The sequence below is a fragment of the Paragemmobacter kunshanensis genome (genome assembly GCF_011059185.1).
Lineage (GTDB): Bacteria > Pseudomonadota > Alphaproteobacteria > Rhodobacterales > Rhodobacteraceae > Paragemmobacter > Paragemmobacter kunshanensis.
In genome coordinates, this window is the sequence record NZ_JAALFE010000044.1 from 1 (window position 1) to 11,783 (window position 11,783).

12 protein-coding genes and 1 pseudogene are annotated in these 11,783 nt (G+C 61.2%); 10 read left to right on the plus strand and 3 right to left on the minus strand.

Features of this window, described 5'->3' with window-relative positions; translation table 11 throughout:
• The first annotated feature begins 50 nt into the window (after positions 1 to 50).
• Positions 51 to 917, plus strand: coding sequence for a recombinase family protein (locus G5V65_RS20755; protein WP_165054319.1), 867 nt, complete (start codon positions 51 to 53; stop codon positions 915 to 917).
• Positions 918 to 995: 78 nt separating this feature from the next.
• On the opposite strand, the gene G5V65_RS20760 is transcribed toward G5V65_RS20755, so the two are convergent.
• Entirely contained in the window at positions 996 to 1,391 is a 396-nt protein-coding gene (locus G5V65_RS20760) for a PIN domain-containing protein (RefSeq protein ID WP_165054297.1), read from the minus strand.
• Positions 1,381 to 1,608, minus strand: coding sequence for an AbrB/MazE/SpoVT family DNA-binding domain-containing protein (locus G5V65_RS20765; protein ID WP_018065893.1), 228 nt, complete (start codon positions 1,606 to 1,608; stop codon positions 1,381 to 1,383). Before G5V65_RS20765 ends, G5V65_RS20760 begins: the two co-directional genes overlap by 11 nt.
• Before the next feature lie 215 nt (positions 1,609 to 1,823).
• On the opposite strand from G5V65_RS20765, the gene repA reads away from it, so the two are divergent.
• The 4 genes and pseudogenes from repA to G5V65_RS20785 all read left to right on the plus strand — a co-directional run.
• Positions 1,824 to 3,008, plus strand: a complete 1,185-nt coding sequence (repA, locus tag G5V65_RS20770) for a plasmid partitioning protein RepA (protein WP_165054300.1) — start codon at positions 1,824 to 1,826, stop codon at positions 3,006 to 3,008.
• Positions 3,008 to 4,000, plus strand: coding sequence for a plasmid partitioning protein RepB (gene repB / locus G5V65_RS20775; protein WP_165054303.1), 993 nt, complete (start codon positions 3,008 to 3,010; stop codon positions 3,998 to 4,000). The genes repA and repB overlap by 1 nt, the downstream gene beginning before the upstream one ends.
• A 183-nt stretch (positions 4,001 to 4,183) precedes the next feature.
• On the plus strand, positions 4,184 to 5,395 hold the full coding sequence (gene repC, locus G5V65_RS20780; RefSeq protein ID WP_165054305.1) for a plasmid replication protein RepC: 1,212 nt from the start codon (positions 4,184 to 4,186) through the stop codon (positions 5,393 to 5,395).
• A 166-nt stretch (positions 5,396 to 5,561) separates the two neighbouring features.
• Positions 5,562 to 6,935, plus strand: a pseudogene (locus G5V65_RS20785) (ParB/RepB/Spo0J family partition protein); the annotation flags it as partial.
• A gap of 262 nt (positions 6,936 to 7,197) precedes the next feature.
• On the opposite strand, the gene G5V65_RS20790 reads toward G5V65_RS20785, so the two are convergent.
• Positions 7,198 to 8,259: a tyrosine-type recombinase/integrase gene (locus G5V65_RS20790; protein WP_165054307.1), complete on the minus strand. Its 1,062-nt coding sequence runs from the start codon at positions 8,257 to 8,259 to the stop codon at positions 7,198 to 7,200.
• A 100-nt stretch (positions 8,260 to 8,359) separates the two neighbouring features.
• On the opposite strand from G5V65_RS20790, the gene G5V65_RS20795 reads away from it, so the two are divergent.
• From G5V65_RS20795 to G5V65_RS20815, 5 genes are all read left to right on the plus strand, one after another.
• A complete protein-coding gene (locus G5V65_RS20795) occupies positions 8,360 to 9,433 on the plus strand; it encodes a helix-turn-helix domain-containing protein (protein WP_241250690.1) in 1,074 nt (357 codons plus the stop codon).
• Between the two features lie 84 nt (positions 9,434 to 9,517).
• A complete protein-coding gene (locus tag G5V65_RS20800) occupies positions 9,518 to 9,751 on the plus strand; it encodes a WGR domain-containing protein (RefSeq protein ID WP_165054310.1) in 234 nt (77 codons plus the stop codon).
• A gap of 296 nt (positions 9,752 to 10,047) precedes the next feature.
• Positions 10,048 to 10,533, plus strand: a complete 486-nt coding sequence (locus tag G5V65_RS20805) for a helix-turn-helix domain-containing protein (RefSeq protein ID WP_241250691.1) — start codon at positions 10,048 to 10,050, stop codon at positions 10,531 to 10,533.
• An 8-nt stretch (positions 10,534 to 10,541) separates the two neighbouring features.
• Positions 10,542 to 11,105 (plus strand): PIN domain-containing protein, encoded by a 564-nt coding sequence (locus G5V65_RS20810; RefSeq protein ID WP_165054313.1) that lies wholly within the window; start codon positions 10,542 to 10,544, stop codon positions 11,103 to 11,105.
• 355 nt (positions 11,106 to 11,460) lie between these two features.
• The gene (locus tag G5V65_RS20815; RefSeq protein ID WP_165054316.1) at positions 11,461 to 11,712 is read left to right on the plus strand and encodes a hypothetical protein; all 252 of its coding nucleotides are present in this window, start codon (positions 11,461 to 11,463) and stop codon (positions 11,710 to 11,712) included.
• Positions 11,713 to 11,783: the final 71 nt, after the last annotated feature.

Sequence of the window (11,783 nt, forward strand, 5' to 3'; positions counted from 1 at the left end):
CATCTGCGCTGAACATCAACGGCTTTCTGCGCCACCCCGAAAGAAAGGGCTTGCAAAATGTGCTGCGATTAGACGACCCCCTGCCCCAGTCGCAGGCCCTGAAATCCGCGGGCTGCGTCGAGATCCACGAGGAGCAGGCCTCGGGCGGCAATCGTGCGCGACCGGTGCTTGCGCGGGTGTTGGAACGCATCGGCAAGGGCGACACGCTGGTCGTCGTGCGGATCGACCGTCTCGCGCGATCCCTCTCGCATCTGCTGGAGGTGATCGAGCGGCTGGAAGCCAAGGGCGCCTTCTTCCGCTCGCTCATGGACCCGATCGACACGTCCTCCCCGCAGGGCAAATTCACTCTCCAGGTTCTGGGCGCCGCCGCTGAGTTCGAGCGCGCCCTGATCCGCGAACGCACCAAGGCCGGACTGGCCAGCGCACGGACCAAAGGCAGGGTCGGCGGTAACCCGGGCCTGCGCGCCCGTGATCCGGCGGCGCTGCGCAAGGTCCGGCTGGCGCGGCAGGACGGCTACATGGGACGCCTGAACGAGACGGCGCAGGACTGGGTGCCCCATGTGCGACGCCTGCGGCCCGACTTGGCCTGGGAAGACGTGCTGCGCATCGTCAACGGCCCCCTGCCCCGCGAGCGCCAATGGACGCAAAGCCGCCTTTTGCGCGCAGTCAACGCCTATGTCCGTGACGGCTTCCTACCGCCCACGGTACTGGACCGCGCCGGCCGCCGCGAAACCGACGACCGCCTGCCCGCCATCGTCGCCGCCATCAAGGGCGCGGACCCCGACATCACACTTCAGGCGATCTGCACTCGACTGGAAGCGATGCGCGAGCGTACGCCCCGCGGGCGGACAAGCTGGCAACCCTCCTCGGTGAAGATGCTGCTGGAGAGGGCTGAGAGGCTGGGGCTGCTTGCGTAGTCGAGATACCTTGCAAATTCTCCACGACATGGAAGGATTACAAGGCTTTGGCCAGCGCCATGCTCTGAAACTCTCTGCTCACGCAAAGGGGTTGATGATGCGAAGCTGGCCTTCGACCAGCAGGCCATCTTGCATGTCCTCGCTCCACAGCGTGGTGCAGCCCGCAACCAAAGCGCTGGCCACGATCATCGCGTCGTAGATCGAGAAGCCGTAGCGTTCCGCCAAGGCACGGCCGACGTCATGGGTCTGGAGGGTCAGGTCTTCGACGGGGCACAAAGCACGCACTCCTTCGAGAACCGCCCCTGCTTCTTCCCAGCTTAGGCCAGCCTTGCGGCGACAGTTCACCAGCGTCTCGTTTAGGACCTGAACGCTGATCCGGGGCCCCTGCCCCAGGATAATCTCGGCGCGATCGGCCTTTGGGCCATCGTCGAGCAGGTAAAGAACGACATTCGTGTCCGCGAACTCAGCGCTCATGCGCGTCATCGCGGCTCAGGCGCTCTGCAGCGGGCAGCTTGCCCCGGAAGCGGCGCAGACCCGTAAGCACCTCATCCGCGCGCGCCAGACGACGGACTCTGACCTGGCCGTCGTCCTTGACCAGATCGATCTGATCGCCTTCCTTGAGGCCAAGTTCCCGGACAAGCTCCGCGGGCAAGCGGACGGCGAGCGAGTTGCCCCATTTTGCAACCTGCATCGTGACCTCCTGCGTTGATCTACGTTTTGTAATGTATATCAAATGGGTTGCGCCGACAAGCTTGTACCCGTACCCGGGCTACTCTTGTGCGTCCCGCAGCGGCTAACACCAGATTTAGAAAGGTCTTGCACGAATCTGAGTCCTCCGGCAATAGTCACGGAAAAGGGCGACTAAACGCCGAAATCCGTGAACACACCACGGACGCGAGAGGGCAGATGAGCAGAGCCGAGACACCGGAAGACCTGAACGCTGTGATCCGTCAGCACTCTGAGTTGCTGGCGGCGCAACTGCATTCGCAGCGTGAGAGCCTGTTCCCGCCCGACGCTTCTAAGACTATGCGCAAATTCACCTCAGGTGAAGCTGCTGCTCTGCTGGGCGTCAACGACTCATACCTCAGAAAGCTTCACCTTGATGGCAAGGGGCCGTCGCCCGAAGTTTCATCGGGTAACAGGAGGCACTACTCGGCCGAAGATATTCATAACTTACGGATACTGCTGGAGAAAACGGCTCGCAAGCCGGGAGATTACCTGCCTGGTCGTCGTGCTGGAGACCATCTTCAGATCATCGGGGTAATGAACTTCAAAGGTGGAAGCGGCAAGACAACTTCCTCGGCGCATCTTGCTCAAAGGTTGGCCCTCAAGGGGTACCGTGTCTTGGCGATCGACCTTGATCCGCAGGCCTCGCTCACGGCCTTGCACGGGGTTCAGCCGGAATTTGACCTGCTTGACGGCGGCACGCTCTACGATGCGATCCGCTACGAAGATCCTGTTCCGGTCTCCCAGGTCATCCGCAAGACCTACATACCAAACTTGGATCTGATTCCCGGAAACCTCGAACTCATGGAATTCGAGCACGAAACGCCGCGGGCACTGTCTCGCGGCAACGCGGGCTTGTTCTTCTTCCGCGTGAAGGAAGCTCTGGCGCAGGTCGATGATCGGTACGATGTCGTCGTTATCGACTGTCCTCCGCAGCTCGGGTTCTTGACCATGTCGGCGCTGTCTGCCGCGACGGGCGTTCTGGTGACGATCCATCCCGAGATGCTCGACGTGATGTCGATGAGCCAGTTCCTCAGGATGACGGCCGACCTCATGGATGTCATCGCCGATAGCGGAGCCGACATGTCGCATGACTGGATGCGCTATCTCTTGACCCGCTACGAGCCGACGGATGCACCACAGAATCGCATCGTTGCCTTCCTGCGAACTATGTACGGAGACAAGGTATTGAACGCACCGATGCTCAAGTCGACGGCCATTTCGGATGCCGGCCTGACAAAGCAGACCCTGTACGAGGTCGAACGGAGCGCCTTCACCCGGACAACCTATGACCGGGCAGTCGAAAGTCTGAATGCCGTCAACGATGAGATTGCCCAGCTCATTCAGAGGACGTGGGGGCGCTGATGACCGATAGCAAGAAAAAGCGCATGTCCATGCTCGACAGTCTGGCAGCAGCGGGGACGCCCCCCGCCCCGGGCAGCATGATGTCAAGCAATCGGGCCCTGCGCTCCGCGCGTGATGCCGTAGATGCCCATCATGTCTGGGAACTCGACCCGGTCGAGATCGAGGACGAGAGGTATTCGGATCGCCTCGACCCCAAGGATGTGGATGATCTGCGTGCGTCGATCGAGCAGAACGGCCAGACCGTCCCCATTCTCGTAAGGCGCCACCCGGCCGAGACCAATCGCTATCTACTCGTCTATGGACGCCGCCGTCTTGAGGCCATTCGTGCCTCCGACAAGGTCAAGAAGGTTCGAGCGCTTATCGCGAACCTGGACGACACGGCCGCGCTGCGTGCCCAGGTTTCCGAAAACACTGGAAGGCGCGATCTGAGCTATATCGAACGCGCCCTCTTCGCCCAGGAACTGCTCGCCAGTGGCTTTGGTTCGCAGGCTCAGATTGCCGAAGTGCTGAATGTGACCCGTTCTGCTGTGTCGATGTCGATCTCGGTTGCCAAGTCGATCGGGACCGACTTGGCCCGTGCGATTGGACCGGCTCATGGAATCGGGCGCCCCAGATGGGAATCGTTGGCGAAGGAACTCTCCAATACTGGCATGGGCATGGACGAGCTTTGCCGTGTTGCAAGTGATGCCCGAGGCAAAGCGGCTGCAGTCGAACAGGCCGAAGAGGAGCCCCAGCTTGATCCTTCGGTCGCGGCATTTGAAGCCGTTGTCCGCCATGTGAAGAAGACCACTGGTCCTTCTCTTGGCAGGAAGCCGAGACCCAAAGCGACGCCTCTTTTGATCGATGGCGCGCCTGCGGGCGCCATAAAGCGGTCGGCTCGGGCGGTCAGGCTGGACCTTACGGATGTGGACGATGCCTTTGCGCAGTGGCTCGACGCCCGTGCGCAGGACGTCCTCGACGAGCTTCATGATCGCTGGAGACGCGAGACATGAAGAGAGGCAGAGCAGCAACAAAAAGGAGGCACGGTACAGGCTAAAGAAAAGGTCCCGCAAAGCTTGCGCTCCACGAGACCCCAACTTTGATCTTAGCACCTTCAAGGTAGTGGGCCAGCGCGCAAACCGCAAGTCATATGTGATTCGCGGAACGGTTTTTCTATGCCTTCGTGAACTGACATCATGGAGTACACACCGATTTCGCCGTTTATGCGGCCGATCTCGCGCGCCCATCTGCGCGCGGTCGAGCGACCTGAGGCGTCTGTTCCGGGCAAGCCCATCAACAAGTGGGAACTCCTGCGCGAACTGTCCAAGGCGCAAGCGGCCTTTGGGGTCACGGAACGTGATCTGACGGTCATGCAGGGTCTCCTCAGCTTCTTCCCGGACGATGCGCTTGGCGGGAACGTTGAAATGGTCGTCTTCCCGTCCAACAAGGCGATCTGCGAGCGCCTGAATGGCATGCCGTGCTCCACCATGCGCCGACACTTGGCGCGCCTTGTCGAGGCAGGCTTGCTCATGCGGCGCGATAGCCCCAACGGGAAGCGATATGTCCGCAAGCACGGCGAAGAGCGCGTGGCTTTTGGGTTCGACCTGTCGCCGCTCTACTGTCGGACCGAGCAGATTACACGGGCCGCAGAGGCCGTGCGTGAGGCCGAGGACCGTGTGCGGCGACTGCGGGAAGTCGTGAGCCTGATGCGGCGCGATCTCGCTGCCCTCGCGGAGTTTGGAGAGGAAATCCAGCCAGGCCTTGGCCTATGGGATCAGTTTCGCGACAAGGCTGTCCTCACAGCGCGCGCCCTGCGCCGCAAGCTCACGCTTGAAGAGCTCTCCGCATATCGGATCGACCTCGAAGCCCTTCTTGATCATGCACGCAACGTCATTGATGGGCCTGAAACAGAAGAAATGAACACCAATGGTGCCCAGTTTGAGCGCCATCTTCATAATTCAAATGAAGAATCTATAGATCTTGAACCTGCCTTGAAAAAAGGCGGGGCGGCGGCCGGCGCGCCAGATCCTGAAACGGATGCACTTGTTGCTGACGTGGAAGAAGCGGACACAAGACGCGTGCCAAAGATTCCGCTCCATCTGGTGATCGCGGGCTGCCCGTCGCTTAAAACCTTCTACCAGGGCGATATCCGCCACTGGCATCAGCTTTTCGACGCCGCTTGCCAGGTGCGGCCGGCCATGGGGATCAGTGCGTCCGCTTGGGAAGAAGCACAACGGTTCATGGGCCCTGAGCAGGCATCCATCGTAGTTGTGGCCATGCTGGAACGCTTTGCCGACATCCGATCGCCCGGTGGCTACCTCCGCGCGCTGACATCGAAGGCGGCAGCGGGCGAGTTCTCTTGCGGGCCGATGATCATGGCGCTGATGTCCCGGCGAACCGCGGCATAATGTTCACAGCTGTGAACTGGCTCGAGCGGGACGAGAGTTCACAGCTGTGAACTACATGACAGGTCGCGAGGCGATGAACGAACAGAGGGAAAGGTTGGGGGTTTGAGGGGTGACGGGAAGTGCGATCGGGAGAGTGGCTCCCGGCGCCCGTCGTGGAGAAGATCTGATGGCGAAAGCGGCCCAGAAAGTCATCCTGTCCCCCACACGGGACATCCCCTTCGACAAGCTCGTGCTTAGCCAGTCCAACGTGCGGCCCGTGGTCGATGCCGATGGTGTCGAGACCGGCACGTTCGAGATCCCGGCCGGTGGTCGCCGCTTCCAGGCGCTGTCGCTGCTGGTGAAGCAGAAGCGGCTGGCCAAGACCGCGCCGATCCCCTGCATCGTGCGGGATGCGGCGTCGGAGATCCTCGCCGAGGACGACTCGCTGGCGGAGAACATGCAGCGCGTCGCCCTGCACCCGCTCGACCAGTTCCGCGCATTCCAGGCCCTGCACGAAAAGGGTCAGGACGAGGAAGCGATTGTGGCGGGCTTCTTCGTCACGCCGCAGATCGTCAAGCAGCGCCTGAAATTGGCTTCCGTGGCCCCTGCCCTGCTTGAGGTCTACGCCGAGGATGGCATGACGCTGGAACAGCTGATGGCCTTCACGGTGAACCCCGACCACGAGCGTCAGGTGCAGGTCTGGGACGCAGTGAAAAGCTCGTGGAACAAGGAGCCCTATGCCATCCGGCGCATGCTGACCGAGACCTCGGTCCGGGCCTCGGATCGTCGCGCGGTCTTTGTCGGTGTCGATGCCTATGAGGCGGCGGGCGGTGTCGTGCTGCGCGACCTGTTCCAGGGCGATGATGGTGACTGGCTCGAGGACCCTGCCCTTCTGGACCGGTTGGTGGCCGAGAAGCTTCAGGCTGAAGCCGAGGCTCTGGGATCCGAAGGCTGGAAGTGGATCGAAGTGGCGACCGACCTGCCCTATGGCTACAGCCACGGTCTACGGCGTCTGGCCGGTGATCCCGCCCCGATGACCGACGAGGAAAGCGCGGCCCACGCTTCACTCCTCGCCGAGTATCGTGCGCTGGAGGAGGAGTATTCCGGCCAAGACGAATACCCCGAGGAGATCGACGCGCGGCTCGGTCAGATCGAGATGGCGATGGAAGCGCTCGAGCAGCGGCCGCTGATCTACGATCCGGCGGAGGTCGGGCGCGCGGGCGTCTTCGTCACGCTGGATCGGGACGGCAGTCTCGCGGTCTATCGCGGCTATGTCCGGCCCGAGGACGAGCCGCGCGAGGAGGCCGCGGTCCAGGATGGCGATGGCGCGGATGCCATGGGGCAGGGGGGTAACGTCGATGGTTCTGGCTGGCAGCACTCCAGGACTTCGGTCGGGGGCACCGTCATCACGACGGGCGGGCAGCCGATCGGTGCCGATCCGACCGAGGAGGACGATGACGGCGCGATGACGCCGCTGCCCGAACGGCTGGTCATGGAACTGACCGCCCACCGGACACTCGCACTGCGCGAGGCCATCGGGCGTTCTCCCGGCGTGGCGCTATGCTCCGAGACTCCGCGCGGTGCCTTGATGCTGCGCTTTCCAAGTAAAACCCGTGATGTGCTGTTCCCGCGCCTGTTTGACGTTGCTTGATCGTCCAGTGTGTGAAGGGCAAGCGGCAGCGGCCCAGTCCTGATCCAGATGCGGCCCTTAAATGTATCGTCCGAGCAAATAACCGGGGTCTATTTGCTGCATGTCCGGATGGATCTACCAGCGCGGCTTTCGGCATCTGGCGGACATGAAGATGGTCAGTAGAGGGTAATTTTCAGTTGTCGAACAGATCCGCCGCCGGGTTATCGGCGATGTCGACATCGGCGTAATACTTCTGCGCCTGAGCGGCTGACTTGTGGAGTGACAGGCGCATGGCGGCTTGAAGAGGCGCGCCGTCGAGTGCGGCTTGAGTCAGGAAGCCGGAGCGCAGGCCGTGAGGTGATGCAAAGCCTTCAGGCAGGCCCGCGGTGGTGATCAGGCGGCGCAGGATCTGCGCCACAGCATCGGCGGTGAGGCGGCGCTGCGACATGGTTTCCTGCGCCGTGATCTTGCGGAAGAGGGGGCCGGAGGTAAGGCCCGTGGCATCGAGCCAGGCCACGACGGCGCGGGCTGCAGCACCCTTCAGGACGAGGCGCGGCGTCTTGCCCTTGGCCGTCGTCTTGGTGGCGAGAAGCCGCAGCCAGACGATGCCGCGTGCATCGAATTCGGTGAGGTCGAGGTCCTCGACATTAAAAGACACGATCTCGGACCGTCGTCTTCCTCCCGAGCTCCAGCCCAGCAGCAGGATGGCGCGGTCACGAAGACCGCGGATACTGGGGCCGGTTGCGTTCAGCAGAGCTTTCAGAACGTCCCGGGTCACCGGGTTCTGGGATTTCGGGGCAGGGGCGCGCGCGGCGGCCTTGCGCGCCTTGGTGCGGGCCTGCTTGACCAAGGGTGCGTCAAAGGGGTTGGCCAGATCGCGCATGCGATGCAGCGCCCGCCAAGTGGCGATGCGGCGGTCCAGCGTCGCGGGGGCAGGGCAGCCCAGGCTGCGGCGGAGGCCGAATTCCACCAGTGCTTCGGCGACCTGACGAGAGGGGTCATTGGGAGAGACGGTGGCAAGATCACGCGCATGGTCGAGGACGAAGCGCAGGGCCACGTCAGGATCCTCTGGCCAATCGAGAGTGCCACCGAAGGACAGGCGTTTCCAGGCGGCGATGTAGGCAAGGTCGGTTTCATAGGCGCGACGTGTGTTTTCCGGCGTTCCACGACGGAACAGATCCTCGAGCGCCGCCTCGTCCGCGGCGGTGAGGCGCGACAGGGCAGGGGGGGTGGAGGGGTGGTGCGGCAGGGTCATTTCAGCCTCGTTTCGAGGGATATGAGGCCATATCTGAGCGTGAATCACAAGACCCGATAACTGAACCTTATCACGTATTTAATACCACCGAAGAAAACACTTGGGTGCCGCGCAAAAACATCCGATTATGCGCATTATGGCGCGCAGCTTATCGTCAGAATTGGACGAACTGTCGACTCCACCGTCACTCTATGACGCGCTGGAGGACGAGGAGGTATCGCGTCTTCGCGATCAGATCGATTTGGAGGCCTCGCGACCGCCGAGATCGCGGACCGAGCGCGGCAGTCTGGTCGATCCCCAAGAATGGCTGGACGCCCAAGGGAGATTGAGCGGTGATCTCGCCTCTGCATGTCTGGCCTTCGGTCGGCTCGATGCCCGTCTGTCCACAGCGGGCGAGGGGATGCGCCTGCGCCTCGCGCTGCAAGAGATCGCCGATCTGGGCTGGCTCACAGGATCCCGGATCGGGGTGGAACGGCTGTCGCTCTTCATCGCGCTGCGCATCGGGGCAGGCGACGACGCGGCGCTGCTCGGGCACTTTGCTTGGGGCGTCCGACGTCTGACGGGTCCGGGCAAGGTGGTAGGGCAGGGGAGATGGGCCGCCAGCCTTGCAAGTTTTCTCGGCTTCGAGGGAGAGGCGGTGCTCGATCTGGCCGACGCGATGGAAGGAACGGAAGTACTGCATCCGATCACGCAGGCTGCCTTTCTGTTCCATGCCTTGAAAATGGCAGGGGCAGAGCGGGATGCGCGTGACATCGAGGGGGGCGTTACTGCCGCCCGTTTGGCCGGAGAGAAGCTTGGTCGCGGGGCGTTGTTTCTTCCGCTCGCCCTTGGCAGCGGGACCGCATTGCGGGGGCAGGGGACGGTTCTTGCGCGGCTGGCGGCATTTTTGCGGGGGGCAGAGCAGGCATCGCTTTCCGCGCTGATGATGATCGAGCGGATGACGGATTGGGAAGAACGTGTGCGAGAGGCACTGAAAGATTGTTCGGGGCGGACGCCGGGTGAATTGGTTCAAGTCTTTGCCCGTTGGCCGATGGTGTCCGCCCCGATGGCAGAGGAACATGTCGGTGCGAGCCGGGCAGCAGTGCAAAGGAACCTTGACCTGATGACCGCCCGAGGTGTGATCCGCGAGATCACCGGGCAGGGGCGGTATCGCATCTGGACGGCGGCGCTTTAGGCCATCACAGGCCGGAATCGACGGACGCGGATCGATTCAGAAAGGGAATTGGACCTCTGGGTGCGGGTGAAGCAGATTTGGCCGATGAGCGACGCCATTCACCTTGAGCGATGCGATCCCGGCCGCAACTTGGCGCGGTTCTATCGGCTGGAGCTTTGTCAGACGCTGTTCGGGGAGGTGGTCCTGGTGCGGCGCTGGGGTCGGATCGGGACGCGAGGGCGGGTTTTTCAGTCCGTCATGGAGAGTCAGACTGACGGAGAACGGTCGTTGCAGTACTGGCATCAGAAGAAGCATCGTAGAGGATATCGGGCGGTGTAGGGGCGCATAATCGCCAAAAGCTATAGTGGCCACTATTCTAAAGCAGACGCTGCATTTGGAGTCTCTACACTGGCTCAAAGGTGAACCGCCCGTTCATGGCTGTGGCATCCAACTGCAGTCGCGACTTCCCGGCCGCCAAACCCCCCAGGAAAACCGATGTGAGTTTTGCCCCAGATCTTTCGACCGGACCAGAAGCGTCCGAGCACTGGACAACTTCTTGACCAAGCTGTTTCGAATAATTCGAATGTTGCGCTTGCTGCGATTGCATGGCACACCCATCTCTAGAAGGACGCCGAATGGCGACGCAGGAGGGCAACATGGCAGCATTGCACAAGGAGCGGTTCTCCAACCGGCTTCCGACCAAGGTTGAAATCAACAACGCAGACCAACTTCGTCACATCATCGCTTCGCAGGTGACCGAGGGTCAGCCGGTCGACCTTTCGCTTGCCGTAGGCGGCGGAGAGACACGCACCATCACGCTTATGCCGGCGCTCACTGAAACCTTGCTCGATATTCTGCGCCTGATTTCAACTGGCCGCGGGTTTCGCATGATCCCGGTTGAAGCGGAGCTCACGACACAAGAAGCGGCAGACATGCTGAATGTTTCCCGGCCCTTCCTGATCAAGCTACTCGAAAAGGGCGACATCCCATTCACAACTGTTGGCCGCCATCGACGAGTGCGGGCAGAGGATCTGTTCGCCTACATGGCCGAACGAGACAAGGTTCGATCCGCAGCCTTAGCCGAACTTGCAGGGCTCGACGCGGAGACCGATCTGATTTGAGTGGCCCGATGAATCGCTATGCCGCCATCATCGATGCATGCGTTCTTGGGGGTGGCCTGAAGAGAAACATCATCTTGAGTTTGGCCGAGGCTGGTTTGTTTCGGCCTTATTGGTCCGCGCGCATCTTGGACGAGACTGAAAAGGCGATCTTGGCCATTTCAAAAGGTAGCGCTGATCCTAGCCGTCAACGCCGTGCTATCGAACGGGCGTTTCCTGAGGCGATGGTCGTTCCAAACTCAGGCGCAGGCCTAACCGGACTATTGCCCGATCCCGACGATGAGCACGTTCTGGCAGCCGCCATCGCGGCTCGTTGCGATACTCTGGTTACCGACAATCTCAAGGATTTCCCGCAGGACATACTTGATCGGTGGGGCATCGAGGTCATGGCTCCCGACGCTTTCATTTCAAATGCTATGGATCTCGACCATGCGGTAGCAATCGGTGCGCTGCGCGACATGAGGGCGAGATTGCAGGACCCGAAGTACACGGTTTCTACTCTTGTCCTGAAACTCGAAGGGCAGGGGTTATTGCAGACAGCCGATTTCCTGCGCGAATATGAAAACTTGATCTGAGCTGGTTTCTGATGACCTGCCATCACTGCAACGTAAGTAGTTGTGTGATGGGGACGAAGCAGACGTTTGCAGGCGCGGCGACAACTTACCCAAGGAAGTGCGAACACTTAGCAAGTTCGGCCCTTAGCAGACGGTCGAGGGTGCGGCGTCAGCCTGGGTAGGCCTTCCTAGTAGCCGACGTTCGGGGCATGATGCAGCAAGATCTGGGGGCGACCATCACCGAGCGGACGATGTCCTCAACCGGAATCGGTGCGCGAAATCTGACAACTCACTTGTGCGGAACGTGCTTTGGCTTAACCATCTACATATTCGACCGAGCGAGGGCGCAGTTAAGATTGAAGGGGGGGCACGACATTTGAACGTCGAGATAAAACCGACGAAGCATAGTGCTCCGGGGCAATATCTCGGCTTTGCTCTTCAGCCGGTACGAGCGTTCTATTACCTGCTCACTGCGCCCAAAGGCGCTAAAGTTGCTCTTGAGCTGCAAGACGATGTCTCAGTCCATTACGCCGATGGCAGTGTTTGCCTTGAGCAGACGAAGAGCGCCCTGAAGCAAAATCCCATTTCGGACTGGGACGAAGACCTATGGAAGGCCTTCGATTGTTGATTTGCACTGAGAGCTGACCCGGGTTTTCCATCGAGAAGTGACCCACCATTGGTTATGGATTTCGTGTCATG